Genomic DNA, 25845 nt, shown 5'->3' with positions numbered 1-25845 from the left:
TCAGTGGTGATCGCCAGCGCGGCGCAGCCGGGCGCAGCGGGTCACCACCATCGGCTCAGTGGTGATCGCCAGCGCGGCGCAGCCGGGCGCAGCGGGTCACCACCATCGACCCAGCGGCTGGAAGGCTCAGCGGCTGGAAACAGCCAGGGCGGCGGCCAGTTCGGCCGCGGTGGTCACCGGCAGGTCGCAGACTTGGCCGCGACACACGTAGGCGGCGTCGGCGCCGGCCACCCGGTCGCGGCCCGCCAGCAGCGCAGAGGAATCCACGTCCCCGCCCACGACGACCGCCCCGCCGGGCGCCAGCCGTCGCGCCTCGGCCAGCAGCGGCGACCACGACGGGTCGCAGGCCACCGCGATTTGCAGCGGCCCGCGGACCGCGGCCTCCGCGACGGCCAGCCAATGCCCGGCCGACCGCGGCGCACGCTCCAGCAGCACCGAGTGCGCGCGCAGCGCGTCGTCCGCCGCCCGCAGGTACCGCTCGGCGCGCTCCCCGTCGACCACGTGCGCCGCGGTCAGCAGGGCCTCGGTGATCGACGACGCGCCCGACGGGGTCGCCCCGTCCAGCGGGTCGGCGGGCCGCAGCATCAACCGCTCGGCATCGTCGGCGGTGTCGAACCAGCGGCCGGGCTGCTCACGATCGGCGAAGTGCGCCAACGCGGTGTCCAACAGATCGGTCGCCCTTGTCAGCCAGGCCGCCTCGCCCGTCAGCTGGTAGAGCGCCAGCAGCCCGGTGCACAGCATCGCGTGGTCCTCGAGGATGGCGGCGCTGTCGCCGACCACGCCGCTGAGGCTGGCGCGCCGCAGCCTGCCGTCGACCACGTGCAGGTCGAGCAGCGCCCGCGCGCAGCGGCTTGCGGCGTGGACGAACTCGGGCTCGTCCAACGCCACGCCGGCCTCGGCCAAGGCGGTGATCGCCAGCCCGTTCCAGGACGTGACGATCTTGTCGTCGCGGCCGGGCTGGACCCGGGCGCGCCGGGCGTTCAACAACGCCGCCCGCACGCGTTCGGCCCGCTGCGCATCCTCCGGATCGGCGGGGAGCTGGAGCACCGAGGCGCCGTGCTCGAAGGTGCCGGCCGGGGTGACCGCGAAAACCTGTGCGGCCCAAGGACCGTCGTCGGGCCCGAGCGCGTCGTTCAGCTGTTCCGGCGTCCACACATAGGTCGAGCCCTCGCGGCCGTCGGCGTCGGCGTCCAGCGACGAGGTGAACATGGCACCGTCGGCGAGGTCGTCGAGCAGGAACCGGGCGGTCTGGTCGGCGATTCGGCGCGCCAGCGGATCGCCGGTGCGCCGGGCCCAGTGCGCGTAGGCGCGCAGCAGCAGCGCGTTGTCGTACAGCATCTTCTCGAAATGCGGTACCACCCAAGCGTTGTCGACGCTGTACCGGGCGAAGCCGCCGCCGAGCTGATCGTAGATGCCGCCGCGGGCCATCGCGCTGCCCCCGCGCGACACCGCGTCGAGCGCCGCCGGCGATCCAGTGCGCTCGTAGTTGCGCAGCAGCGCCTCGAGCAGCGCCGAGGGCGGGAATTTGGGCGCACCGCCGAACCCGCCGTGCACGGTGTCCTCGTCGGCGAGCAGCGCGGCGACGGCGTGGTCACACAGGTCGGCCGCCACCGCGGGGCCGCCACGCGCTACACCGGAAGCCATCTTGCGCAGTTCACCGGCGATGTGGTCGGACGCCTCCTCCACCTCGCCGCGACGCTCCCGCCATGTGGCCGAGACGGCCGAAAGAAGTTGCAGGAAGCTATTTTTCGGATAGTAGGTGCCGCAGAAGAAGGGCCGTCCGTCCGGCGTGAGGAAACAGGTCATCGGCCAGCCGCCCTGCCCGGTGAGGGCCACCGTGGCGTTCATGTACACCGCGTCGATGTCGGGCCGTTCCTCGCGGTCGACCTTGATGCAGACGAATCCCGCGTTCATCGCGGCGGCGACGTCGGCGTCCTCGAACGACTCGTGCGCCATGACGTGACACCAGTGACAGGCCGCGTAGCCGACCGACAGCAGTATCGGCACGTCGCGGGCGGCGGCGTCGGCCAACGCCTCCGGTGTCCACTGCTGCCAGTGCACCGGATTGTCGGCGTGCTGGCGAAGATACGGGCTGGTCGCCAGCCCCAGGTTGTTCGCGGCGGACGAGTCAGCCTGGCTCATCGCCGGATCCCGGGGGTCGCGGCGACCCGTCCGCCTGATCCGGGGCCTGGCCGGCGCCCGGGTCGACCGCGTCGGTGCCCTCGTCCGCGGCCTGGTCCGGCTCGGGATGCTTGGGGTCGAACGACTCCGGCACCTTCTTCAGCTGCCGGTTCATCGAGCGCAGCAAAAACAGCGTGCTGATCAACAACAACACGACGATCAGCAGCCCGACCGGGCTGGCCTTGCCGAAGTCGGGCCCGGTGTGCTGCGGCGCGTTGTCGGCCTGCCAGCCGGGGGCGCTCGCGAGGAGGACGAGGTGATTCACGCGTCCGTCTCGATCCCGGCGAACAGGTCGTCCTCGGGCAGCCGGGCCGGGACCCGCGAGCGGGCCAACTCGAATTCCTCGGTGGGCCAAAGCCGTTGCTGCCATTCGATGGGGGCCGCGAAGAAGTCGTGGTCGGGGTCGATCTGCGTGGTGTGCGCCCGCAGCGCGTCGTCGCGCTGGCTGAAATAGGCCGAGCACTCGACGCGCGTGGTCACCCGGGATTCGAACGGGTCGTGCGCGGCGTCCCAGTGCTCGAGCCACTTCTTGAACGGCGGTTCGTGACCGTGCTTGAGGGCCTCGTCGTGCAGCAACTGCATCCGGGCCCGCAGGAAGCCGTGGTTGTAGTACAGCTTGGACACCGTCCACGGTTCGCCGGCGTCCGGGAAGCGCCGATAATCGCCGGCGGCCTCGAAGGCGCCGACCGAAACCTGGTGGCAGCGAATGTGATCGGGATGGGGGTAGCCGCCGTTCTCGTCGTACGTGGTCATCACGTGCGGGCGGAACTCGCGTACGACGCGGACCAGCGCCTCGATCGACTCCTCCAGCGGCACCAGCGCGAAACACCCCTCGGGCAGCGGGGGCGGCGGGTCGCCCTTGGGCAGTCCGGAGTCGACGAAGCCGAGCCAGGTGTGCTCCACCCCGAGGATCTCGGCGGCCTTGGCCATCTCGTCGCGGCGGATTTCGGCGATGTGCCCGTGCACCTCGGGCAGATCCATCGCGGGGTTGAGGATGTCGCCGCGCTCACCGCCGGTCAACGTCACCACCAGCACCCGATGCCCCTCGTCGGCGTAGCGGGCCAGGGTGGCCGCGCCCTTGCTGGACTCGTCGTCGGGGTGGGCGTGCACCGCCATCAACCGCAATTCGCTCACGTGCTCCCTTGTCACCTCGGGTGGTCACCCGGTCTGACCCTATAATTCCAGTTCCACATCGTTGCATGCTGTCGGCCGGTGCCCGGCAGCCGACAACCAGGCATAACCAGCCATGACCGATACCCCCGCTCCGCGTCCTGAGGCCCGCTACGGGCGTTCCCGGCTGTCGCGCATCCCCCGGCGATGGGTGATCGTCGCGCTGGGCGTGCTGGTCGTCGCGGCCGGCCTGGCGGTGGCCGTCGTCGGCTACCACCGCTTCGGCACCAGTGACGTCAAGGGGACGCTGGCCGGGTACCGGGTGATCGACGAGCAGACGGCGTCGATAACGATCAGCGTGACCCGATCGGATCCGTCGCGCCCGGTGGACTGCATCGTGCGGGTCCGCTCCGCCGACGGGAGCGAGACGGGACGGCGTGAGCTGCTGGTCCCGCCGTCCGACGCGGCCACGGTGCAGGTGACGACGACAGTCAAATCCTCCCAGCCGCCGGCGGTGGCCGACATCTATGGCTGCGGCACCGATGTGCCCGCCTACCTGCGCCCGTCCTGACCGTCGCCATCGACGCCGAACAGCGAAGATGGAGTCATCAGTTGTTCGCGCGGTGGTAACATGGGTGAATGCACGGTTCCGATTGGGACCGTGTTGCTGCATTAGCGGCCGTCAGCAGATCGGCGCCGCAGCACACGGGGATGGACCCGCACGCTTTCGACGGCGGAGTTAACAGGACTTACGCGAACTCGCGGAACAACATACGAGGAGCACGACGAGATGACGGACACTTCGGTGACCTGGCTGACCCAGGAGTCGCATGACCGACTCAAGGCCGAGCTCGACCAGTTGATCGCGAATCGTCCGGTCATCGCCGCGGAGATCAACGACCGCCGCGAGGAGGGCGACCTGCGCGAAAACGGCGGCTACCACGCCGCCCGCGAAGAGCAGGGCCAGCAGGAGGCCCGGATTCGCCAGCTGCAGGATCTGCTCAACAACGCCAAGGTCGGCGAAGCGCCCAAGCAGTCCGGCGTCGCGCTGCCCGGTTCGGTGGTGAAGGTCTACTACAACGGCGACAAGTCCGACACCGAGACGTTCCTCATCGCCACCCGCCAGGAGGGCGTCAACGACGGCAAGCTCGAGGTGTACTCGCCGAATTCACCGCTGGGCGGCGCCCTGATCGACGCCAAGGTGGGCGAGACCCGCAGCTACGTGGTGCCCAACGGCAACACCGTCGAGGTCACCCTGGTCAGCGCGGAGCCGTACCACTCCTAGCCAGCCGCGTTTAGGCGAGCGCCCGGCCAGCCGGGCGCGATAGCACGTGCGCCCGGCTAGCAGGGCATTCGCGCTCGCGATCGCCACTAGCCCAGGGCCTGTTGCAGATCGGCCACCAGGTCGGCGACGTCCTCGATGCCGACCGACAGCCGCACCAGGTCGTCGGGCACTTCCAATTGCGACCCGGCCGTCGACGCATGCGTCATCGCGCTGGGGTGCTCGATCAGCGACTCGACCCCGCCCAGCGACTCGGCCAGGATGAACACCTTGGTGTTGGCGCACAGATCCCGGGCGGCGTCCCGGCCGCCTTTCATGCGCACCGAAACCATGCCGCCGAACCCGCGCATCTGCCGCGCGGCGACCTCGTGCCCGGGGTGGCTGGGCAGGCCGGGGTAGAGCACCGCGCTCACCGCGCGATGGCCCGCGAGGAATTCCGCTACGGCCATGGCGTTTTCGCTGTGCCGCTGCATGCGCAGCACCAGGGTCTTCAGTCCGCGCATCGTCAGGTAGGCGTCGAACGGGCCGGGCACCGCGCCGGCCCCGTTCTGCAGGAAGCCGAACGCGTCGTCGAGTTCCTGGTCGTGGGTGACCAGCGCGCCGCCCACCACGTCGGAATGCCCGCCGATGTATTTGGTGGTGGAGTGCAGCACGATGTCCGCCCCCAACGTCAGCGGCTGCTGCAGCGCGGGAGAGGCAAAGGTGTTGTCCACCAACACTTTCGCTCGATTTTCTGCGGCCTGCCCGGCCGCTAGCTCGGCGATGGCGGCGATATCGGCGACCGACAGCAACGGGTTGGTCGGGGTTTCCACCCAGATCATCCGGGTGCGCGGCGTGATCGCGGCGGCGACGGCGTCCACCTCGTGCAGCGCGACGGGCGTGTAGTCGACGTTCCACTGGGTGAAGACCTTGTCGATCAGCCGGAACGTGCCGCCGTAGGCGTCATTCGGGATCACGACGTGGTCGCCCGGCCGCAGCACCGCGCGCAGGGCGCAGTCGGTGGCGGCCATCCCCGAGGCGAAGGCCCGCCCGTAGCTGCCCTCCTCGACGGCGGCCAGCGCGGCCTCCAGCGCGGCGCGGGTCGGGTTGCCGGTGCGCGCGTATTCGAATCCGCCCCGCAATGCGCCGACGCCGTCCTGGGCGAAGGTGCTGCTGGCGTAGATCGGGGCGTTGACCGCTCCGGTCGCCGGGTCCGGCCGGTAGCCGGCGTGAATCGCTTTGGTGGCCAGCCCGGTGAACTCGGGGTGTGGGTTGCCGTCGTCGCTCATCGACGATCAGCCTAGGTGACCGGCGGCCTTTCGGTCCCGTCGATCGGCAGGCACACGGTCGTCATGATCTTGTCCGCCAGCGTCTGACGCTTCGAATCCCACAGCGGGAAAAGGAAACCGATGAAGCAGATGATCGCGTCGATGAAGTGCGCCAGCGCCCGCACCACGGACAGGCCGAAGCCCAGGGGTTGGCCGGTGACCTCGCTGACCACTTTGAATTTCATCACCGATTTGCCGACGCTCGACCCGGTCGTGCCCTGCTGGTAGCCGTAATTCCAGATCAGGTAGAACAGCCCGACGATCGACGCCAACCACTGCGCCACCATGCCCAGGGTCGAATTCTGGGTGGCGCAGTACTGGTTGACGGCGTACTGGGTGACGTCGGTGATGCAGGCCGTCTGCTGCGTGGCGAGCAGGATCGCGGTGCCGATGCCGTGCACGACGACGTACGGGAGGATGTCGATGACGAACGCCAGCGCGCGGGTGAGCCACGGCGTGTACTCCTGCGTCGGCAGGGTCCGGATCGCCGGTCCCGGCGGCGGCGGCGCGTAGCCCCCGGACGACGGCGGCGGTGGCGGGTAGGACCCGCCGGGTGGCGGTGGCGGCGGGGGGTAGGACCCGCCGCCGGGCGCCGACGGAGGCGGCGGGAACTCCTGACCTCCCGACGGCGGCTGCTGCCCACCGGATGGGCCGGGCGACGAGGGGGGCGGCGGGTAGGCGCCGCCGGGCGGCGGTTGATCGGTCATGGGCAACCTTCCACTGCGGAACAGCTGGACATCTCGCTGGATTAGCCGAATTACCGTACCTGAGCGTTTCACGGACGGGCGAGACGCGCATCACCCGCCGAGCGTGGCGAACTACCGGCGTCCGCTCAGTCCACGGGGCCCCTCGGAGAGGAAGCCCAGCAGGTCATAACGGGTGATCACGCCGACCGGTTTGCCCTCTTCGACCACCATCAACGCGTCCCAGTCCCGCAACGCCGTGCCCGCCGCGCTGATCAGCTCGCCCGCGCCGATCATCGGCAGCGGCGGGCTCATGTGCTGGGCGACCGCGTCGGCCAGTTTCGCCCGGCCCTCGAACACCGCCGACAGCAATTCACGTTCGGAGACGCTGCCGGCGACCTCCCCCGCCATCACCGGCGGCTCGGCGCCGACCACCGGCATCTGGGACACCCCGTACTCGCGCAGGATGCCGATGGCGTCGCGCACCGTCTCCGACGGGTGGGTGTGCACCAGGTCGGGCAGCGCACCGGACTTGCGGCGCAACACGTCGCCGACCCTGGACTGCTCGGTGGACCCGTCCAGCCGGCTGCGCAGGAACCCGTACGACGACATCCAGGCGTCGTTGAAGATCTTCGACATGTAGCCCCGGCCCCCGTCGGGCAGCAGGACCACGACGAGCGCGTCGGGTCCGGCTTGCTCGGCGACGCGCAGCGCGGCGACCACCGCCATCCCGCACGACCCGCCGACCAGCATCGCCTCCTCGCGGGCTAGGCGCCGGGTCATGTCGAACGAGTCGGAGTCGGACACCGCGATGATCTCGTCGGGCACCGTGCGGTCATAGGCCTGCGGCCAGAAGTCCTCGCCGACGCCCTCCACCAGATAGGGCCGGCCGGTGCCGCCCGAATACACCGAGCCCTCGGGGTCGGCGCCGATGATGCGCACGGCCCCGTTCGATATCTCCTTGAGGTAGCGGCCCGCGCCGGTGATCGTGCCGCCGGTGCCGATGCCGGCGACGAAGTGGGTGACCTTGCCGTCGGTGTCGGCCCAGATCTCCGGGCCGGTGGTGGCGTAGTGGCTGGCCGGGCCTTCCGGGTTGGCGTACTGGTCCGGTTTCCACGCGCCCTCGATTTCGGTGACCAGCCGGTCGGAGACGCTGTAGTAGCTGTCCGGGTGGTCGGGGGGCACGGCCGTCGGGCACACGACCACCTCGGCGCCGTACGCGATCAGCACGTTGCGCTTGTCCTCGCTGACCTTGTCCGGGCAGACGAACACACACTTGTACCCGCGGTGCTGGGCGACCAACGCCAGCCCGACGCCGGTGTTGCCCGACGTGGGTTCGACGATCGTGCCGCCGGGCCGCAGCGCTCCGCTGGCTTCGGCGGCGTCGATCATCTTGACCGCGATCCGGTCCTTCGAGCTGCCGCCGGGGTTGAGGTATTCGACCTTGGCCGCCACGATGCCGGCACCGTCGGGAACGACGGAGTTCAGGCGCACCAGCGGCGTGCCGCCGATGAGGTCACTGATGTGCTGCGCGATCCGCATGCGTCACATCGTCTCAGGCGGTTTCGGGCGGCGCGCTACTCGGTGGCCTCGCGGATGTAGTCGCCGATCTGGCGCAGTGAGCGCACGGCCTCCGGCACCATCGGCGCGGCCAGCTGGAAGTCGTGGATCTGGCCGGGCCACACCCGCACCTCGGCCGGGGTGCCGACGGCGGCCAGCCGGCTCGCCGCCAACCGCGCGTCGTGCAGCAACACCTCGGAGCCCGAGACGTGAATCAGCGTGCGCGGCAGGCCCGGCTTGATGTGTTCCAGCGGCTCGTAGATCTCCTCGGCTTTGCCGTCGACCTTGTTCTTTCCGGCCGCGGCGGCAACCAGCTCGGCGAGGGCGTCGAACGCCCCGGCGGAGAACATCGCGTCGGTGTCGATGTTGGGGTGGGCCTGCTTGGGTTCCTTCGCCAGTTGCAGCAGCGGCGAGATCGCCACCAGCGCCGCGGGCTCCTCGCCTTCTTCCTGCAGGCGTTGCGCGAGCGTGAGCGCCAGGTAGCCGCCCGCGGAATCGCCCGCCAGCACGATCTGGTCGGGTTGGTAGCCGCGCAGCCGCAGCCATCGGTAGGCGTCGTGGCAATCCTCGATCGCCATGCCCACCGAATTCTTGGGCAGCAGACGGTAATTGACCACCAAGATGGGCGCGTCGGCGAACTTGGAGAGGGCTTCGACGAGCCGGCCGTGCGAGTTTGCCCCGCAGGTCAAAAACGCGCCGCCGTGGAGGTAGACGACCACGCGGCGGCTGCCGTCGGCGGGAAGCACGCCGGGCGCGCGCACCAGTTGCGCCGAGGCGTGCGGCAACTTCACCGTCTCGCGGACGGTGGCCGACGCCGGGATCAGCACCCGGGCGGTGAGGTCGATGAGGCCCCACGGCCACGGCAGGTTGGGGACGTGGCTGCCGACGGTCAGAATCGGCCGGATCGTCAGCCGTGACGTCAGGTTGGCCAATCGCGCAGCAACGCTGGGGCCGGATTCGAGGACCTCGACGGGCGCGCCGTCGCTGATCGCGAACTTGCGCGTCCGGGCGCGACGGGCTTTGAGGACATCATGGGCACGAACGGTGGCCTGAGGCGACCCCGATACCTTGCTAGGTGCGGTCATGCTCAACACTTCCTACGCCGTTGTAGTGCGATACAGCATGTGACGAGGCTGTTGAGCGTCTGGTTCGACCGTTTGCCAAAGCGCTCAGCCATCCCCTTGTTCTCAGCTTGACAGCCATCGCTTAGTGCAACGTATGAAATCTCTGAGTTGATACCAGTTTTGCTTCGCACCGTGATCAGTTCGTTTTTTCGCACCGGCCGCGCAAACTCCGCAGCGGCCCTAAACTTGAGTGCGTGACCATTCGGGTGCCACGCCGGTCGGCGATCGCCCTGGCCACAGCGGGCGCGCTGGCCTCGACAGGAACCGCCTACCTGGGGGCACGCAGTCTGTTGGTCGGCCAGGCGTCCCACGCGCGCACCGTCATCCCCAAGGCGTGGGACATCCCGCCCCGCGCCGACGGCGTGTACACGCGCGGCCGTGGGCCCGTGGAGCGGTGGCGCCGCGGGATGGCGGCCGACCTGCACCTGATGATCTTCGGCGATTCGACCGCCGCCGGATACGGATGCATGAGTGCCGACGAGGTGCCGGGGGTGCGGATCGCGCGCGGCCTGGCCGAGCAGACCGGCAAGCGAATCCGGCTGAGCACCAAGGCCATTGTGGGCGCCACCTCGAAGGGCTTGTGCGGCCAAGTCGACGCCATGTTCGTGGCCGGCCCCCCGCCGGACGTGGCGGTGATCATGGTCGGCGCCAACGACGTCACCGCGCTCAACGGGGTGAGCCAGTCGGCGCAACGGCTGGGGTTGGTCGTCCGCAGGCTGCGCGCCCGGGGCGCCGTGGTGATCGTCGGCACCTGCCCGGATCTGGGCTTCATCAGCGCGATTCCGCAGCCGCTGCGGTCGCTCGCGCACGAGCGTTGCCTGCAACTAGCCCGCGCCCAGACCGCGGCGGTCCGCTCGGCCGGCGGCGTGCCGGTGCCGCTGGCGCAGCTGATGGCGCCGCAGTTCCGGGCCACGCCCGACGCGATGTTCTCCGCCGACGGCTACCATCCGTCGGCGCCCGCCTATGCGCTGGCCGCCGACGCGCTGCTGCTGGCCCTGTGTGACGCGCTCGGCGAGAAGGTGGAGCGCCCGCCGCTGAGTCCGCCGGTGCCGCCGGCGGAGCCGGTCCTGGGGCAGCGCCACACGCGGGCGAGCGTGATGTCGCGGCTGTGGCGGCGCCCGGCACCCGGACCTGCCCCGTCTTCGTGCCCCGAGGTTGGCAGCGACTAGATTTGTCTTCGCCCGTCGGCGTGGGCCCACCGCCCGATGATGAAGCGAGCCAGCCCCATCTGTGGGATCTGCAGGGATCTGAAGGGAACCACCATGCCTGAAGCCGTCATTGTCTCAACTGCTCGCTCGCCGATCGGCCGCGCGATGAAGGGGTCGCTGGTCAACATGCGCCCCGACGACCTGACCGTCCAGATCGTGAAGGCCGCGCTGGACAAGGTCCCCGCCCTGAACCCGCACCAGATCGACGACCTGATCCTGGGCTGCGGGCAGCCCGCCGGTGAATCCGGATACAACCTGGCGCGAGTCATCGCCGTCGAGCTCGGCTTCGACTTCCTGCCGGGCACCACCGTCAACCGGTACTGCTCGTCGTCGCTGCAGACCTCCCGGATGGCGTTCCACGCGATCAAGGCCGGTGAGGGCGACGCGTTCATCTCGGCGGGTGTGGAAACCGTGTCGCGGTTCGCCAAGGGCAGCGCCGACTCGTGGCCGGACACCAAGAACTCGCTGTTCGCCGAGGCCCAGGAGCGCTCGGCCGCCGCGGCCGAAGGCGCCGAGGAGTGGCACGATCCCCGCGCCGACGGCAACCTGCCCGACGTGTACATCGCGATGGGGCAGACCGCCGAGAACGTCGCCTTGCTGACCGGCATCAGCCGCGAAGACCAGGACCACTGGGGAGTGCGCAGCCAGAACCGCGCCGAGGAGGCGATCAAGAGCGGGTTCTTCGAGCGGGAGATCACCCCGGTGACCCTGCCCGACGGCACCACGGTGAGCACCGACGATGGCCCCCGCCCCGGCACCACCTACGAGAAGATCAGCCAACTCAAGCCGGTGTTCCGGCCCAACGGCACGGTGACCGCGGGCAACGCGTGCCCGCTGAACGACGGCGCGGCCGCGGTGGTGATCACCAGCGACACCAAGGCCAAGGAACTCGGCCTGACGCCGCTGGCGCGGATCGTGTCCACTGGGGTCAGCGGCCTCTCCCCGGAGATCATGGGCCTGGGCCCGATCGAGGCGACCAAGAAGGCGCTGGCGCGGGCCAAGCTGTCCGTCAGCGACATCGACCTGTTCGAGATCAACGAGGCGTTCGCCGTCCAGGTCCTGGGCTCGGCCCGCGAGCTGGGCATCGACGAGGACAAGCTGAACGTGTCCGGCGGGGCGATCGCGCTGGGCCACCCGTTCGGCATGACCGGCGCCCGCATCGCCACCACGCTGCTCAACAACCTGCAGACGCACGACAAGACGTTCGGCCTGGAGACCATGTGCGTCGGCGGCGGGCAGGGCATGGCGATGGTGATCGAGCGGCTCAGCTGAGTCGCTCGTCGTTGGGCGCTGGCGTCGAGTGTGAAACCTGGGCTTTCAGCGTTAAACCTGGGCGGCGACACGCCGAGGAAGCCCGCCGCTGCTTCACAGTCAAAGCCACAGCTTCACACTCAATGACGCCGCAACGGCACGAGAGGCAACAAAAAACCGGCACGCCCATCGGCGTGCCGGTTTTTGTGTGGCAGAGCTAATCGTTTTGTAGATAGCTGAGCAGGCGCAGGATCTCGATGTACAGCCAGACCAGCGTCACGGTCAGGCCGAGCGCGATGCCCCACGCCGCCTTCTCCGGCGCACCGGCGCGGACCATCTGGTCGGCCGCGTCGAAATCGATCAGGAAGCTGAACGCCGCGATGCCGATGCACACCAGCGAGAAGATGATCGCCAGCGGGCCGCCGCTGCGCAGGCCCAGGCCCGCGCCGCCGCCGACACCGAACATGGCCAGCACGAAGTTGCCGAGCATCAGGGCCAGCACGCCGAACAGCGCGGCGACCACCATGCGGGTGAACTTGGGCGTGACCCGGATGGCGCCGGTCTTGTAGACGACCAACATGCCGAAGAACACCCCGAAGGTGCCCATCACGGCCTCCCCGATCAACACGCCGGCGTTGGCGTTCGACACCGAGAAGTGGGCGAAGACGAACGAAAGCGCTCCCAGGAACAGGCCCTCGAGTACGGCGTAGCTGAGCACGATCGCCGGGCTGTCCTGCTTGCGACCGAAGGTCGCGACCAGCACCAGGCCCAGGCCGCCGAGCGCGCCGATCAGGGTCAGCGGCATCGCCAGCGCGAGGTTCGAGACCACCAAGAAGTAGGAGACGACGGCGGAGGCCGCCAGCACGGCCAGCGTGATGCCGGTCTTGGTGACGACGTCGTCGATGGTCAGCGGGCGCGAAGGCCGGGCCTCCTGGTACGGGGCCTGGTAGGGAGCCGCATAGGGGTCGGCCTGGTAGCCCTGCATCGGGGCCGCGCCAGTGCCGAATTGCGCGTATCCGCCCCTCTGCTTAGGCAGCGAACGAAATACCGGGTTGCTTGTCTCCCGCACCGTCGGATCCTCTCTTATTGGCTTCGAGCTGTGCGAACACCATCTCAACGATCAACGGCCCACCCAGGTTCCCAGCCGAGCTGGGCATTTTGCGGAGTTCTCGAGCCTCGGAAGGCTTGGGAAGGCTTAAACCGTTGTCGTCGCGTTAAACATAACCCTTACCCGCGCATACCGCGCCGGTCGTGACGATCTAGATTTCTTCCTCGAGGCTGGACCGGCGCGAGGGAGGCTAGGGCGTGACCGACGGATCCGATGAGGTTCTCACCGAGGTTGACGGAAGCGTCGGCTTGATCACCCTCAACCGGCCCAAGGCGATCAACTCGCTGAACCAACGGATGGTGGACGATCTGACCGCCATCCTCACCGGCTGGGCCAGCGACGACGCGGTGCGCGCGGTGGTGCTCTCCGGCGCCGGTGAACGCGGACTGTGCGCGGGCGGCGACGTGGTCTCGATCTACCACAGCGCGCGCAAGGACGGGGCGGAGGCGCGACGCTTCTGGCGCGACGAATATCTGCTCAACGCCCAGATCGCCGACTTCGCCAAGCCATACGTCGCGGTGATGGACGGCATCGTGATGGGTGGCGGTGTGGGCGTCAGCGCGCACGCGAACACCCGGGTGGTGACCGACACCTCCAAGATCGCCATGCCCGAGGTCGGAATCGGCTTCATCCCCGACGTCGGCGGGGTTTACCTGCTGTCGCGCGCGCCCGGCGGCCTGGGCCTGCACGCCGCGCTGACCGGGGCGCCGTTTTCCGGAGCCGACGCCATCGCCATGGGCTTCGCCGACCACTACGTGCCGCACACCGAGATCGAGGCGTTCCGTCGGGCGATCGTCGGGGACGGAGTCGAGAACGCGCTCGCCAAATACGCCGTCGAACCGCCACCGAGTGAACTTGCCGCACAACGCGATTGGATCGACGATTGCTTCGCGCGCGACACGGTCGAGGACATCGTCGCGGCCCTCGCGGGCCACGGCGCGGGCCCGGCGAACGACGCCGCCAACCTGATCGCCACCCGCTCCCCCATCGCGTTGTCGGTGACGCTGGAGGCGGTACGCCGCGCGGCCGAACTGGAAACGCTCAAAGACGTTCTCATTCAGGACTATCGGGTGTCCTCGGCGTCGCTGCGCTCACACGACCTGGTCGAGGGAATTCGCGCGCAGCTGATCGACAAGGATCGCAATCCCAAGTGGTCGCCGGCGCAGCTGGCCGCCGTCACGGCGGCCGATGTCGAGGCGTATTTCACCCCGGTCGACGACGACCTGAGTTTCTAGAAAGGCGGCCCAGATGACAGACACGCAGTACGAGACCATCCTCGTCGAGCGCGAGGAGCGCGTCGGCATCATCACGCTGAACCGGCCGAAGGCCCTCAACGCGCTGAACACCCAGGTGATGAACGAGGTCACCAGTGCGGCAGCGGATTTCGACGACGACCCCGGCATCGGGGCGATCATCATCACCGGCTCGGCCAAAGCGTTCGCCGCCGGCGCCGACATCAAGGAGATGGCCGGGCTGACGTTCGCCGACGCCTTCGGCGCCGACTTCTTCGCCCCCTGGGGCAGACTCGCCGAGGTCCGCACCCCGACGATCGCCGCGGTGGCCGGGCACGCGCTCGGTGGCGGCTGCGAGCTGGCCATGATGTGCGACGTGCTGATCGCCGCCGACACAGCGAAATTCGGCCAGCCCGAGATCAAACTCGGTGTGCTGCCCGGCATGGGCGGCTCGCAGCGCCTGACTCGCGCCATCGGCAAGGCCAAGGCCATGGACCTCATCCTGACCGGGCGCACCATCGACGCCGCGGAAGCCGAACGGAGCGGGCTGGTTTCGCGCGTGGTGCCCGCCGACGACCTACTGACCGAGGCGAAGAAAGTCGCGACCACCATTTCCCAGATGTCGCGGTCGGCGTCGCGGATGGCCAAAGAGGCCGTCAACCGCGCGTTCGAATCCACCCTGGCCGAGGGGCTGCTCTACGAACGCCGGCTGTTTCACTCCACTTTCGCGACCGAGGACCAGTCCGAGGGGATGGCGGCCTTCGTCGAGAAGCGCGCGCCGAACTTCACCCACCGCTAGGACGCACCATGAGCGAACCCGGCTCCGCGACCAACGTCGACACCGGCGACAAGCCGGCGGACGACGTCGAGGAATCCGCGGTCGCCGTTTCACAGGCCCCGCCCGCCCCGCGGGCCGGGCGCGCCGCCCCCACCCTGCCGTGGACCGAAAAGCCTTGGTGGGTGCGGCATTACACATTCACCGGTACCACGGTCGGCCTGGTCTTCATCTGGCTTTCGCTGACGCCCTCGCTGCTGCCGCGCGGCCCGTTGTTCCAGGGACTCGTCAGCGGGCTCTCCGGCGCCATCGGCTATGGGCTGGGCGTCTTTTCGGTCTGGTTGGTGCGGTTCATGCGGGAAAAGGATCACAGCCCGCCGCCGCCACGCTGGGCCTGGAAGGTGCTGATCCCGATCGGTGTGGTCGGCCAGGTACTGATGGCGATCTGGTTCCACGTGTGGCAGGACGACGTGCGCGACCTGATGGGCGTGCCACATTTGGAGTGGTACGACTACCCGCTGTCGGGAGTCCTCTCGCTGGTGGTGCTGTTCACGGTGGTCGAAATCGGCCAGTTCACCCGCTGGTTGGTCCGCTTCCTGGTCGGTCAGGTCGACCGGTTCGTGCCGTTTCGGCTCTCGGCGACCATCGTGGTCGTCACGCTGGCGGTCCTGACCGTCACCGTGCTCAACGGCGTCGTGCTCAAGTTCGCCATGCGCACCATGAACGACACCTTCGCCTCGGCCAACAACGAGATGAACCCCGACAGCGCGCCGCCGAAGACCGCGCTGCGCTCCGGCGGACCGGAGTCGCTGGTGTCGTGGGAATCCCTTGGCCACCAAGGGCGCGTCTTCGTCGAGGGCGGTCCCAAGGTCGGCGATCTGACCGCGTTCAACGGCGCCCCTGCGACCGAACCGATCCGGGCCTATGCGGGGCTGAACTCCGCCGACGGCATCACCGCGACCGCCGAACTCGCCGCGCGCGAGCTGCAACGCACGGGCGGGCTGCGACGCGCGGTCGTCGCGGTCGCGACCACCACCGGCACCGGTTGGATCAACGAGGCGGAGGCCACCGCGCTCGAGTACATGTACAACGGCAACACCGCGATCGTCAGCATGCAGTATTCGTTCCTGCCGAGCTGGCTGTCGTTTCTGGTGGACAAGGAGAACGCCCGGCACGCCGGCCAGGCGCTGTTCGAGGCCGTCGACCGGCTGATCCGCCAGATGCCGGAAGCCCAACGCCCCAAGCTGGTCGTGTTCGGTGAGAGCCTCGGCTCGTTCGGCGGCGAGGCGTCGTTCATGAGCCTGAACAACGTGCTCGCCCGCACCGACGGCGCCCTGTTCAGCGGGCCGACGTTCCAGAACACCATCTGGACCGACCTCACCACGACACGCGACCCCGGGTCCCCCGAATGGCTGCCGATCTACGACGACGGCCGCTACGTCCGCTTCGTGGCCCGCGCGGGCAACCTGGCGCGCCCGAAGGATCCGTGGGACCACCCGCGGGTGGTCTATCTGCAGCACGCCTCGGACCCGATCGCCTGGTGGACCCCGGACCTGGTGTTCAGCAAGCCCGACTGGTTGCGGGAGCGGCGCGGCTACGACGTGTTGCCGCAGACGCGCTGGATCCCGGTCGTCACCTTCCTCCAGGTGTCGGCGGACATGGCCGTCGCGGTGGACGTCCCCGACGGGCACGGTCACCGTTACGTCGCCGACGTCGCCGACGGTTGGGCGGCGGTGATGTCGCCGCCCGGGTGGACGCCGGAGAAGACGGCCCGGCTGCGGCCGCTCCTGCACGCCGAAGGCTAGCCGGGTGGGCCGGGAACCGGTGTCCGGGATTCAGAAGCGGCGCGGTAGACGCCAGGGCGAGCCGGTATCGCGCGACGCGGTCCTTCGCGCGGCGAAGCGGCAGTTCGCCGCCCATGGCTACGACAAGACGACGCTGCGCGCGATCGCCGACGATGCGCGAGTTGATCCTTCGATGGTTCTCTATCTCTTCGGCTCGAAGGCCGCATTGTTTCGCGAATCGCTGAAGCTGGTGCTGCCCGCTGACCTGCTGACGACCGAGATCGCACGCAACGACGACGATCTGGGCTGCCGCGTAGTGCGGGCCTACCTGGGTATCTGGGAGCAGCCCGACACGGCCGCGAGCATGGCGTCGATGGTGCGGTCGGCGACGTCGAACGGCGACGCCAACGACGCGTTTCGCGGATTCCTGCACGACTACCTGCTCACCGCGGTGTCCAGCGCTTTGGGCGGTGGAGATGAGGCGCGGCTGCGCGCGACGCTGGCCGCGACCAACCTCGTCGGCACCGGAATGCTGCGCTACGTCATGCGGGTGCCTCCGCTGTCGTCGCTCGGGGTCGACGAGGTGGTCGGGTTGGTGGGGCCGGCGGTGCATCGGTTCTTGACCGCACCCGCCGACGAGCTGGGGCTGGACCCGGCGTCGCAATCAGGCGACGGTTAGCGCCTAATTCAATCACCATTGAAATTTGCTCGTAGGCCCGCTAGAGTTCTGCGCCGGGGGGCCGACGAACGGAGTCCTCATGTCACGTCTAGCCGCGAAACTCGTCGTTGCGGCGGTCCTCGCACTCACCGCCGTCACCGCGGCCGCGTGCGTTCCCAGTGCCGAATCACCCGTCGGGGTTGCAGTTAATTAGCGGCTAGATCCAGCGGCGGGCGCCGGCGGCCGCGTCGGCCAACGGGGCGTCGGACGCACCGCCGGCCAGCTGGGTGAGCACGCCCGCGCCGGCCAACGCGTGATACCCGCCGATGACGTCGGTGGCGCGGTGCAGGCCGATGTCCAGCAGCGCGGCCGCAGCCAGGCTGGACGTGTAGCCCTCCGAGCACAGGATCACCCATTCGACGTCGTCGCCGACGGCTTCGGGCAGTTTGGCGTCGCTGGTGGGGTCGCAGCGCCACTCCAGGACGTTGCGTTCGATCACCAGCGCGCCCGGCACCTCCCCCTCGCGGAACCGCTGGGCCTGGGGGCGGATGTCGACGAGCACCGCGCCGCGCCGCAGCGCGTCGGGCACTTCGGTGGCGGGCAGGCGGCGATACCGGCGTCGGGCGGACCTCAAGACGACGTCGATGCGGCTCACGGCGATCCTTCCGGCTGGTCGGTCAGTTCGGTGCGTTGCCGGCGCAACGTGTTGCGGTCGGTGATGTCGTAGTACGACATGGCGGTCAGGGGCGGCGAGTACGCGTGCACGCTCAGGGTCGGCTGCGCCGGCCCGGCGCTCGCACCCGGCAACCCCGTGACCGGCACGGTGACCGGCCGCGGCGCCCAGACCACGTCGTGCACCCAGCCCAGCGGGAACCCGGCCTGGTCGCCGGCGTCGAGCCGACGGCGCCGCAAAGCTCTTCCGTCCCAACGGTATTCATTGAGCGAGCCGGAAACGACGGTCAACGCACCCAGCGACCCGCCGTGGTCGTGCAGCTCGGTCGGATGGCCGGGCACCCAGCTGATCAGCCAGACGTCGAGTTCCTCGTCGCCGTGGATGCGGGTGAACCAGCGCCGCGACTCCGGGATGCCGCCCTCGGGCAGCAGGTGGTCGCAGCGCCCGCTGAGCACGTCGTCGGCGGCCTGGTCGGTCGCGTGCAACAGGTCGGGCACCCGCAGCGGGGTCGGGCCCGCGGACGGGGACGAGAGGGTTCGTGGGCGCGTGACCGCGGCGGTGACGGGCGCTGCCCCGGCAAGGGACAAAGTCATGGGGGGAACTCCAGAGCGAAAGAGGATCGAACGGGCGGCGGCGTGTTACGGCCGACAACACTCGCAAAATCCGAAGCGCTCCATCACGGCAGCCAGTGTTGCATAGATTGAGACCGTGCGCTGGCGCGGTGGTCGATCCCGGCGGCGGGGCGTGGCGGTTGCCGCGGCCCCTGTAGTCGGCGTCCTGCTGGCGGTCGCGGGCTGCTCGCAGGGCGACCAGCACGGCGCACCGGCCCCCTCGTCGGCGCGGCAATCGGACAGCGCCGGCCGCCCGGGCTCGGTGCCGGCGGGCGCCATCGGCGTGTCCCCCGGCGGCGTGACGACCAGGGTCGACGTCCCCGCACACTCGACCGAGGAGGAGTACTACCAGGCCTGTCACGCCGCAAAAGTGTGGATGGATGGCCAGCCCAGGGCCGGCGCGTCGCTGTTCGAGCCGTATCTGGCCATGCTGCAGGCGTCGCCGTCGGGCACCGCGGGCAGCTGGAACGCCCCCTGGTCGAAGCTGACGCCGGCCCGGCAGGCGGCTGTGATCGTCGCCGCGCGGGCGGCGGCCAACGACGAGTGCGGGTAGCGCCGCGCGCGGGCCCCCTCGCCCCACGGAGTAATTACGATCACGGCTGAAAAAAGTCCGCGCGCGGCCCGCTGAGGACCCCCGCCGCGCAAAATGGTGGGGTGCCTGACGAACTTCCGCGTCGCTCGGCACCGACTCGGGTGGCACTGGCGCTCGGCAGCGGTGGCGCCCGCGGCTACGCGCACATCGGGGTGATCGAGGCGCTGCGCGAACGCGGTTATGACATCGTCGGCGTCTCCGGCTCGTCGATGGGTGCGCTGGTCGGCGGCCTGCACGCGGCCGGGCGGCTCGACGAGTTCTCCGAGTGGGCGAAGTCCCTGACCCAGCGCACCATCCTGCGGCTGCTGGACCCGTCGATCAGCGCGGCCGGCGTGATGCGAGCCGGAAAGATCCTGGACGCGGTGCGCGACATCCTGGGCCCGGTCGCCATCGAAGACCTGCGGATCCCGTACACCGCGGTGGCGACCGACCTGCTGGCGGGCAAGTCGGTGTGGTTTCAGCGCGGCCCCCTCGACGAGGCGATCCGGGCGTCGATCGCCATCCCGGGGGTGATCGCGCCGCACGCGGTCGACGGGCGGCTGTTGGCCGACGGAGGCATCCTGGACCCGCTGCCGATGGCCCCGCTGTCGGCCGTCAACGCCGACCTGACCATCGCGGTGAACCTGTCCGGCAGCGAGGCGATCACCACCCGGGAAGCGGAGCCGGGGGCCACCGCCGAATGGTTGACCCGCATGCTGCGCAGCACCTCCGCGCTGCTCGACACGGCCGCCGCCCGCTCGTTGCTCGACCGGCCGACCGCCCGGGCGGTACTGAGCAGGCTGGGCGGGCCGGGCGGCGAGCCGGATGACTGGTCGGACAACCCCGACGAAGAGCCGTCACCGGCCGACGCTGTCGCCGGCGAGCTGGCCGCCGCGGTGTCCGACGTGCCGAAGTTGGGCAGCTTCGAGGTGATGAACCGGACGATCGACATCGCGCAGGCCGCCCTGGCGCGTCACACGCTGGCGGTCTACCCGCCCGACCTGCTCATCGAGGTTCCGCGGTCGACGTGTCGGGCCCTGGAATTTCACCGGGCGGTGGAGGTGATCGCCACCGGCCGAGCGCTCGCGGATGACGCCCTGGACTCGCTGGAAGCCGGGCGCGACGACGCCGCCCCGCCCCCGATCGATCGCTAAAGGTTTTGTGCGGCAACAGAATCCGTCACAAGCCCAGGAACCGGGCGATGGCCGCGGCTTCGCGGCGACCCTGCTCGCGCCCGGCCATGGCCGAGGGGATGCGGCAGCCCGGATCCAAGGCGTTGGGCCCGAAGGCGGCCAGCGAATCGGCGTCGGCGAACACCGCGAACGCCGCCCCGGGAAACGATGAGACCTCGGCGGCGGGCCCGGCGCCGAACGGCGACGGCGCGTCGATGCCCGAAGGCACCAGCACCACCGCGACGTCACAGTCGGCGGCCACCACGAGGTTGACCGAGCTGGCCACCCCGCCGTCCATGTAGTGGCGGTCCGCGATCGACACCGGCGGCCACGCCCCGGGCACCGCGCAGCTGGCCGCCACGGCATCGACGAGGTCGACGCCCGATTCGCGGTCGAAGACGGTCAGTTCTCCGGTGGCGACGTCGATGGCGGTGAGCCGCACCGCGCGCTCGGGCCACTCGTGCGACGGCAGGCGCTGCGCGATCACCTGGCGGCGCACCGGCGCGGGAACGGTTTCGGTCGCCAGGGCCACGGCCCCGATCCGCTGCATTTGTTGGCGGGTCTTGTCCAGCGGCTCCTCGTACGGCGCGGCCAGGGCGGTCAGGAACAGTTCGGTGATGGTCTCGACGTCGACGCCGGAGTCGATTTCGGCCGACGACTCGGCGACTTGCCGGTCGAACAGCTCGTCCAGCGTGTGGCCGCTGCCGAGCTGCGCGGCGACGGCCGAGCCCGCCGACGTCCCCACCAGCACATCCGATTCGATCAACAGCCGGGCCGCGGCCGGCGACTCGTCGGCGATGCCCCGCAGAACACCTGTCTCCCAGGCGATTCCCGCGATCCCGCCACCCGCCAGCACCAGGGCGCGTTTGTTCGTCACGCTCACCAACTCTGCCAAACGTCCTCAGACCAGCCGTCGGGTGCTCGGCAGGGCGTGTTGGGAGTCCTCCACCGGCGTGCTCAGGTCCTCCCGTCGCAACAGCTGATTGGGCGGGTCGGGCAGCACCAGGCTGCGGGTGACGCGCAACCCGGCGTCGACGTGAATCAGCTCGCCGGGCTCGAGAAGGCGCCAGCGCGGGTCGGCGTCCATGCGTTCGGTGGCGAACACCACCGACGGCCGCGTGCACAGGTGCTCGGAGCGCGCGTGAATTCGTATGGTGTGCAAGTCGAATTCGGGGTCTTGGGACGCCACACCGTCGGATCGATCCAAGACGTAGAGCTCGTGGGTTTGCGGGTAACGCAGCGCCCACATGTCGGTGGCCGTGCTCAGCAGCACGTTGACGGCGTAGATCGGGACGTGCTCGGCGAGCCATCGCATGGCGTCGACGAGCCCCGCGGTGATGTCGCCGCCGCGGGCCCGGATCGAGCCGGTGATCAAGCCGAACACGCGCTCGGAGTCGGTGTCGCCCAATACCAGGTCGGCGGTACCGATCTCGCGCAGCCGCTCGTCGATGATGTCCAGCCCTTCGAGGACGCCGTTGTGCGCGAAGATCCGGTCGTCCTGCATAAACGGGTGGGTGTTGCGGATGTCGAGCGAGCCGGTGGTGGCGTAGCGGACGTGGGCGATGACGGTGGTGCCGGTCATCCGGTGCGCCTCGGTCGCGAATGCGGCGTCCTGCCAGGCCGCTATCGGCTCCTTGTAGAGGTGCGGCGCGGCGTGCTCGTCGAAGATGCCCAGGCCGGTGCCGTCCGGGTTTCGCCGGCTCTGTTCGGACAAGCTGTCCGGCGCGTCCAGCAGCCAGAAGGTCGCGGTGCACGCGTGCGTCCCGGCGTGCAGGCCAAAGAGTCGGCACATGCCTTCACACCGTAACGGTTCGCGGGCCTCACTTCGTCAGCAAGGCCGACAGGTTGGCCAGCGCGCGCCGCGCGTAGCCCTTCCACATCCTGCCCAGCAGCGGGAGCGCCCAGGCCGTGCGCGGCGACTTCGGGTGGATGTCCCAGCGCCAGGTGATCTCGGTTCCGGTGGCCGCCGGTGTGAAAATCCATTCGCCCACAACGTGATCGACCAGCAACGCCATCGGACCGGTGACCTCGCGGAGCCGGTAGCCGAACGAGCGCGGCGGGTCGACACTGGTCAGCTCCTCGCGCATGGTGGCGCCGCCGGCCAGGTGCACGATGCGGGTCTGCCCCGCCGCGTCCCAGGCGCCGGTCTGCTCGCGCACGTCGCGGATCGGCGGGAACGGGCCGTACCAGCGGTTGAACAGCGTGGGCAGCGGCATCGGCAGCGTCCGGCCGAACGCGTCGTGCACCGCGACCGGTGTGACGACCGATTGGTCGACGACGAGTGAATGTGTCACTGCCTCAAGCCTTTCAGTCGCGGGCTTCGACCACCTGGTAGCCGTCTTCGGCATAGCGCGAGCGAATGGCTTTCTTGTCGTACTTGCCGACGCTGGTGCGGGGGATCTCGTCGACGAACGTCCACCGTTCGGGCAGCCACCACCGAGCGACCTTGTCCGCGAGGAAGTTTCGCAGCTGCCCCGGGCTGACCGACGCGCCCTCCTTGGCCACGATCACCGCGAGTGGTCGTTCCTCCCAGCGTTCGTCGGGGACGCCGACCACCGCGGCCTCGACCACCTCGGGGTGGCCGATCAGAACGTTCTCCAGCTCCACCGAGGAGATCCATTCCCCGCCGGATTTGATGACGTCTTTGGCCCGGTCGGTCAGCGTGACGAAACCGCGGCCGTCGATGCGGCCCACGTCGCCGGTGCGCAGCCAGCCGGAGTCGAACTTCGACTCGTCGTGGCCCAGGTAGTAGGAGCCGGCGATCCACGGGCCGCGGACCTCCACCTCCCCGACGGCGACGCCGTCGTTGGGCAGCACCTGACCGTCGTCGTCGACGATCCGCATCTCCACCCCGCAGACCGGTTGGCCCTGGGTTCCGCGGAAGGCCCAGTGCTGGTCCTCGGGGGTGCCCGGCGGTGGCCAGGCCATGGTCGCCAGCGGCGACGTCTCCGTCATGCCCCACAGCTGCCGGATCTGCACGTCGTGCTTTTCCTCGAAGGTGCGCATCAGCGAGACCGGGACGGCCGAGCCGCCGCAGACCACCAGCCGCAGCGACGACAGGTCGTGGTCGGGGTCGTCCTCGAGGTGGTGCAGGACGGCGTTCCAGATCGTCGGCACCGCGCCGGTCACGGTGGGGCGCAGGTCTTCTATCATGCCGACCACCGATGCCGGGTCGAGGTGGCGATCCGGCAGCACCAAGTCGGCGCCGGCCATCAGCGCCGCGTACGGCAGGCCCCAGGCGTTCGCGTGGAACATCGGCACGATCGCCAGCACGCTGTCGACGGCCCCGACGCCGATGCCGTTCGTGGTGCACGCCGCCATGGTGTGCAGGTAACTCGAACGATGGCTGTACACCACGCCTTTCGGGTTGCCGGTGGTCCCGCTGGTGTAGCACATCGCCGCCGCGGATTTCTCGTCGATGTGCGGCCAGTCGAATTCGGTCGGCTCCCCGGCGATGACGTCGGCGTAGTCCAGCACGGTCTTGCCCGATTCCCGCAGCGGTTCGGTGTCGCCCTCGCCGACGGCGATCACGGTGTGCACGGTCTCGAGGCGGGACAGCACCGGGGCGAGCACGTTGATCAGGGAGGCGTCGACCAGCATCACCTGGTCTTCGGCTTCGTTGGCGACGTAGGCGATCTGTTCGGGGAACAGGCGGATGTTGAGGGTGTGCAGTACGGCGCCCATCGAGGGCACCGCCAGGTACGCCGTCAGGTGCTCGGCGTTGTTCCACATGAACGTCGCGACCCGCTGGTCACCGGACACGCCGAGCCGGCGCAACGCATTCGCCAGCTGGGCGGCCCGGCAGCCCAGTTCCCGATAGCTCGTCGTGCGGTAGCCGTCCCCGGTGGCGGAGGTGACGGTGCGATCCCCGTGAACGCGGCAGCCATGGCGCATGATCGCGGTGATCGTCAACGGATAGTCCTGCATCGTGCCGTCCATCGATGTACCGCCTCACTCTCCGCGCGGCACCGTCCGTGCCAAGCCGCCGACCGCTTCCCACCCTAAGCCCGAATTCGGCGATCGTGGCAGACATCACCCGAGCCGGTGGCCGGGGACGTGGATCCCGTTCGGCCGGTACGGCTTTGGGGTGGCTCCTTCCGCGTCCTGGGCAGTTTCCGACGCCCGCCTCCATTGAGTGTGCGTCCTGGGCGTTGAGTGTGAACGCTGGGTGGCGACACGCCGGGCGGTTTCAAGGTTTGGTTGCAACAGTGGTTTCTGTTGGCGGTGACTGTAGTAGTTGGTTGAGGCGGTTGGTGGGGTTGTCCCAGTCGAATCGTTTTCGGGGTCGTTCGTTGAGTTCGGCGGCGACTTCTGCCAGGTAGTCCGCGGAGTGCACGGATAGGTCGGTGCCTTTCGGGAAGTATTGGCGCAATAGGCCGTTGGTGTTCTCGTTGCTGCCGCGCTGCCAGGGTGAATGTGGATCGCAGAAGTAGATGTCGATGCCGGCATCGACGCTGATACGGGCATGAGCAGCCATCTCGCTGCCTTGGTCCCAGGTCAGCGTCTTGCGCAACGTCTCGGGCAAGGCCTGGATGGTCGTGACCATCACCTCGGCCACAGTCTCAGGATCTCGTCGAGTGGGCAGATGCAAAAGTTGCACGAATCCCGTGGAACGCTCGACCAACGTGCCGATCTGGGAGCGCTGGTTTTTGCCGATGATCAGATCGCCTTCCCAGTGCCCTGGCACCGCACGGTCAGCAGCCTCGGCGGGGCGCTCACTGATGTTGACCATGCCCGGAATGCGGCCGCTGCCCGCACGGGACCGGTGGCGAGGCTTGCGCAGGGCACGCCCGGTCCGCAGACACTTGGTCAACTCGCGGCGTAATTCCCCGCGTCCTTGCACATAGAGCGCTTTATAGATGGTTTCGTGGGACACCTGCATCTCCGGGCGATCAGGGTAAGTCCTGGCCAACTCCCCAGCAATCTGTTCGGGGCTGAACTTCTTGACCAACCACGCTTGCACCTCGGTGCGCAGCGCCGGGCAACGCCCCAGCTTGCCGGTCTTGGGACGCCGCGCGCGCTGCTCACTGCGCAGCTGAGCAATCCGCGCCGAATACCCCGATTTTGCGTCCCAGCCGGCCCGGCGAGCCCCGAAGCGATACCGGGCACGATAACGGCCAACATGCCCGCGCATCACGCCGTTGTGGGCGATCTCGCGCATCACCGTCGAGGGGGCCCGACCCAACCGGGCCGCCATCGAGCGGATCGACTCACCCTGCGCGGTACCGATCATGATCTGTTCACGCTCATCAATCGACAACCGCGGCCGCTTCTGCCCCTGAGGGGCAACCCATCGTGGATTCACACCACCAAACCTGCGAAACCACTTGCTACCGCACGTCGCCGACACGCCGACCGCAACCCCGGCATCCTCCGAAGACACCCCCGCTGCGATCAACTCCCAAAACCGACGTTGCACCGACAACAGCTGCGGCTCACCCGACATCAACACCCCTAACTACGAAGTGTTGCAATCACCCCTTGAGCCCAAGCCGACGATCGCCGCCAAGGATTCACACCCAAGGGCGAGGATTCACAATCGCGGCACGGCGCCG

General features: G+C 69.2%; 25 protein-coding genes. 10 read left to right on the top strand and 15 right to left on the bottom strand.

The genetic code is table 11. From position 1 onward, the window contains the following. Positions 1-126 precede the first annotated feature (126 nt). From K883_RS14485 to mca, 3 genes are read right to left on the bottom strand one after another with little or no spacing between them, the layout of a single operon-like run. Entirely contained in the window at positions 127-2142 is a 2016-nt protein-coding gene (locus tag K883_RS14485; protein ID WP_020821831.1) for a thioredoxin domain-containing protein, read from the bottom strand. Continuing rightward, a complete protein-coding gene (locus tag K883_RS14480; RefSeq protein WP_008254329.1) occupies positions 2129-2446 on the bottom strand; it encodes a hypothetical protein in 318 nt (105 codons plus the stop codon). The genes K883_RS14485 and K883_RS14480 overlap by 14 nt, the downstream gene beginning before the upstream one ends. Then, positions 2443-3315, bottom strand: a complete 873-nt coding sequence (gene mca / locus K883_RS14475; RefSeq protein WP_008254328.1) for a mycothiol conjugate amidase Mca — start codon at positions 3313-3315, stop codon at positions 2443-2445. The genes K883_RS14480 and mca overlap by 4 nt, the downstream gene beginning before the upstream one ends. 112 nt (positions 3316-3427) lie before the next feature. On the opposite strand from mca, the gene K883_RS14470 reads away from it, so the two are divergent. Continuing rightward, positions 3428-3862, top strand: a complete 435-nt coding sequence (locus K883_RS14470) for a DUF4307 domain-containing protein (RefSeq protein ID WP_036454762.1) — start codon at positions 3428-3430, stop codon at positions 3860-3862. A gap of 219 nt (positions 3863-4081) precedes the next feature. Continuing rightward, positions 4082-4576 carry a transcription elongation factor GreA gene (gene greA, locus K883_RS14465; protein ID WP_007168983.1) on the top strand — a complete coding sequence of 165 codons (495 nt, stop codon included), beginning with the start codon at positions 4082-4084 and terminating at the stop codon, positions 4574-4576. A gap of 86 nt (positions 4577-4662) precedes the next feature. Here greA and K883_RS14460 read toward each other — a convergent pair whose 3' ends face one another. From K883_RS14460 to K883_RS14445, 4 genes are all read right to left on the bottom strand, one after another. Further along, a complete protein-coding gene (locus K883_RS14460) occupies positions 4663-5841 on the bottom strand; it encodes a cystathionine gamma-synthase (RefSeq protein ID WP_020821829.1) in 1179 nt (392 codons plus the stop codon). A gap of 11 nt (positions 5842-5852) precedes the next feature. Then, positions 5853-6587, bottom strand: a complete 735-nt coding sequence (locus K883_RS14455; RefSeq protein WP_020821828.1) for an RDD family protein — start codon at positions 6585-6587, stop codon at positions 5853-5855. 111 nt (positions 6588-6698) lie between these two features. Next, positions 6699-8105, bottom strand: coding sequence for a cystathionine beta-synthase (locus tag K883_RS14450; protein ID WP_020821827.1), 1407 nt, complete (start codon positions 8103-8105; stop codon positions 6699-6701). 35 nt (positions 8106-8140) lie between these two features. Then, complete coding sequence (locus K883_RS14445) at positions 8141-9208, bottom strand: alpha/beta hydrolase (protein ID WP_036455522.1); 1068 nt, start codon at positions 9206-9208, stop codon at positions 8141-8143. A gap of 245 nt (positions 9209-9453) precedes the next feature. Between K883_RS14445 and K883_RS14440 the strand changes: the two genes are divergently transcribed. After that, on the top strand, positions 9454-10416 hold the full coding sequence (locus K883_RS14440) for an SGNH/GDSL hydrolase family protein (protein ID WP_086427177.1): 963 nt from the start codon (positions 9454-9456) through the stop codon (positions 10414-10416). Positions 10417-10509: 93 nt separating this feature from the next. Beyond that, positions 10510-11727 (top strand): acetyl-CoA C-acetyltransferase, encoded by a 1218-nt coding sequence (locus tag K883_RS14435; protein ID WP_008254309.1) that lies wholly within the window; start codon positions 10510-10512, stop codon positions 11725-11727. Between the two features lie 196 nt (positions 11728-11923). Here K883_RS14435 and K883_RS14430 read toward each other — a convergent pair whose 3' ends face one another. Next, positions 11924-12775 (bottom strand): Bax inhibitor-1/YccA family protein, encoded by an 852-nt coding sequence (locus K883_RS14430; protein ID WP_026071427.1) that lies wholly within the window; start codon positions 12773-12775, stop codon positions 11924-11926. Between the two features lie 236 nt (positions 12776-13011). Here K883_RS14430 and K883_RS14425 point away from each other — a divergent pair, with 236 nt between their 5' ends. The 4 genes from K883_RS14425 to K883_RS14410 are packed head-to-tail and all read left to right on the top strand — an operon-like array spanning position 13012 to position 17284. Next, positions 13012-14049 carry an enoyl-CoA hydratase/isomerase family protein gene (locus tag K883_RS14425; protein WP_020821823.1) on the top strand — a complete coding sequence of 346 codons (1038 nt, stop codon included), beginning with the start codon at positions 13012-13014 and terminating at the stop codon, positions 14047-14049. Positions 14050-14062: 13 nt separating this feature from the next. Continuing rightward, positions 14063-14845: an enoyl-CoA hydratase gene (locus K883_RS14420; protein WP_020821822.1), complete on the top strand. Its 783-nt coding sequence runs from the start codon at positions 14063-14065 to the stop codon at positions 14843-14845. A gap of 8 nt (positions 14846-14853) precedes the next feature. After that, entirely contained in the window at positions 14854-16626 is a 1773-nt protein-coding gene (locus K883_RS14415) for an alpha/beta hydrolase (protein ID WP_009957777.1), read from the top strand. A gap of 4 nt (positions 16627-16630) precedes the next feature. Continuing rightward, positions 16631-17284, top strand: coding sequence for a TetR/AcrR family transcriptional regulator (locus tag K883_RS14410; protein WP_020821821.1), 654 nt, complete (start codon positions 16631-16633; stop codon positions 17282-17284). Positions 17285-17480: 196 nt separating this feature from the next. Here the strand turns inward: K883_RS14410 and K883_RS14405 are convergent, their stop codons facing one another. Both K883_RS14405 and K883_RS14400 read right to left on the bottom strand, forming a co-directional pair. Continuing rightward, the gene (locus K883_RS14405) at positions 17481-17918 is read right to left on the bottom strand and encodes a rhodanese-like domain-containing protein (protein ID WP_020821820.1); all 438 of its coding nucleotides are present in this window, start codon (positions 17916-17918) and stop codon (positions 17481-17483) included. Further along, complete coding sequence (locus K883_RS14400) at positions 17915-18529, bottom strand: cupin domain-containing protein (RefSeq protein ID WP_225336874.1); 615 nt, start codon at positions 18527-18529, stop codon at positions 17915-17917. Before K883_RS14400 ends, K883_RS14405 begins: the two co-directional genes overlap by 4 nt. A gap of 151 nt (positions 18530-18680) precedes the next feature. Between K883_RS14400 and K883_RS14395 the strand changes: the two genes are divergently transcribed. Then, entirely contained in the window at positions 18681-19100 is a 420-nt protein-coding gene (locus tag K883_RS14395; RefSeq protein ID WP_020821818.1) for a lipoprotein LpqV, read from the top strand. Positions 19101-19201: 101 nt separating this feature from the next. Beyond that, positions 19202-20272 (top strand): patatin-like phospholipase family protein, encoded by a 1071-nt coding sequence (locus K883_RS14390; RefSeq protein WP_172417491.1) that lies wholly within the window; start codon positions 19202-19204, stop codon positions 20270-20272. A gap of 25 nt (positions 20273-20297) precedes the next feature. Here the strand turns inward: K883_RS14390 and K883_RS14385 are convergent, their stop codons facing one another. From K883_RS14385 to K883_RS14365, 5 genes are all read right to left on the bottom strand, one after another. Further along, positions 20298-21167: a patatin-like phospholipase family protein gene (locus tag K883_RS14385; RefSeq protein WP_036455520.1), complete on the bottom strand. Its 870-nt coding sequence runs from the start codon at positions 21165-21167 to the stop codon at positions 20298-20300. A 24-nt stretch (positions 21168-21191) separates the two neighbouring features. Then, on the bottom strand, positions 21192-22082 hold the full coding sequence (locus K883_RS14380; protein WP_020821815.1) for a class II glutamine amidotransferase: 891 nt from the start codon (positions 22080-22082) through the stop codon (positions 21192-21194). 28 nt (positions 22083-22110) lie between these two features. Beyond that, positions 22111-22584 carry an SRPBCC family protein gene (locus K883_RS14375; RefSeq protein ID WP_020821814.1) on the bottom strand — a complete coding sequence of 158 codons (474 nt, stop codon included), beginning with the start codon at positions 22582-22584 and terminating at the stop codon, positions 22111-22113. A 13-nt stretch (positions 22585-22597) separates the two neighbouring features. Further along, a complete protein-coding gene (locus tag K883_RS14370; protein ID WP_020821813.1) occupies positions 22598-24229 on the bottom strand; it encodes a long-chain fatty acid--CoA ligase in 1632 nt (543 codons plus the stop codon). Between the two features lie 250 nt (positions 24230-24479). Continuing rightward, positions 24480-25736 carry an IS30 family transposase gene (locus K883_RS14365; RefSeq protein ID WP_233432788.1) on the bottom strand — a complete coding sequence of 419 codons (1257 nt, stop codon included), beginning with the start codon at positions 25734-25736 and terminating at the stop codon, positions 24480-24482. Positions 25737-25845 lie beyond the last annotated feature (109 nt).

The sequence above is a fragment of the Mycobacterium sp. TKK-01-0059 genome, assembly GCF_000709305.1.
Taxonomy (GTDB): Bacteria; Actinomycetota; Actinomycetes; order Mycobacteriales; family Mycobacteriaceae; genus Mycobacterium; species Mycobacterium intracellulare.
This window is presented reverse-complemented; position numbering and strand designations above follow the sequence as displayed.

What these genes read in the sequence shown, in the direction of transcription:
- K883_RS14485 (WP_020821831.1), bottom strand. Translation starts at nt 2,142, where the DNA reads ATGAGCCAGGCTGACTCGTCCGCCGCGAACAACCTGGGGCTGGCGACC.
- K883_RS14470 (WP_036454762.1), top strand. Translation starts at nt 3,428, where the DNA reads ATGACCGATACCCCCGCTCCGCGTCCTGAGGCCCGCTACGGGCGTTCC.
- greA (WP_007168983.1), top strand. Translation starts at nt 4,082, where the DNA reads ATGACGGACACTTCGGTGACCTGGCTGACCCAGGAGTCGCATGACCGA.
- K883_RS14460 (WP_020821829.1), bottom strand. Translation starts at nt 5,841, where the DNA reads ATGAGCGACGACGGCAACCCACACCCCGAGTTCACCGGGCTGGCCACC.
- K883_RS14455 (WP_020821828.1), bottom strand. Translation starts at nt 6,587, where the DNA reads ATGACCGATCAACCGCCGCCCGGCGGCGCCTACCCGCCGCCCCCCTCG.
- K883_RS14450 (WP_020821827.1), bottom strand. Translation starts at nt 8,105, where the DNA reads ATGCGGATCGCGCAGCACATCAGTGACCTCATCGGCGGCACGCCGCTG.
- K883_RS14445 (WP_036455522.1), bottom strand. Translation starts at nt 9,208, where the DNA reads ATGACCGCACCTAGCAAGGTATCGGGGTCGCCTCAGGCCACCGTTCGT.
- K883_RS14435 (WP_008254309.1), top strand. Translation starts at nt 10,510, where the DNA reads ATGCCTGAAGCCGTCATTGTCTCAACTGCTCGCTCGCCGATCGGCCGC.
- K883_RS14420 (WP_020821822.1), top strand. Translation starts at nt 14,063, where the DNA reads ATGACAGACACGCAGTACGAGACCATCCTCGTCGAGCGCGAGGAGCGC.
- K883_RS14415 (WP_009957777.1), top strand. Translation starts at nt 14,854, where the DNA reads ATGAGCGAACCCGGCTCCGCGACCAACGTCGACACCGGCGACAAGCCG.
- K883_RS14400 (WP_225336874.1), bottom strand. Translation starts at nt 18,529, where the DNA reads ATGACTTTGTCCCTTGCCGGGGCAGCGCCCGTCACCGCCGCGGTCACG.
- K883_RS14380 (WP_020821815.1), bottom strand. Translation starts at nt 22,082, where the DNA reads ATGTGCCGACTCTTTGGCCTGCACGCCGGGACGCACGCGTGCACCGCG.
- K883_RS14370 (WP_020821813.1), bottom strand. Translation starts at nt 24,229, where the DNA reads ATGGACGGCACGATGCAGGACTATCCGTTGACGATCACCGCGATCATG.
- K883_RS14365 (WP_233432788.1), bottom strand. Translation starts at nt 25,736, where the DNA reads ATGTCGGGTGAGCCGCAGCTGTTGTCGGTGCAACGTCGGTTTTGGGAG.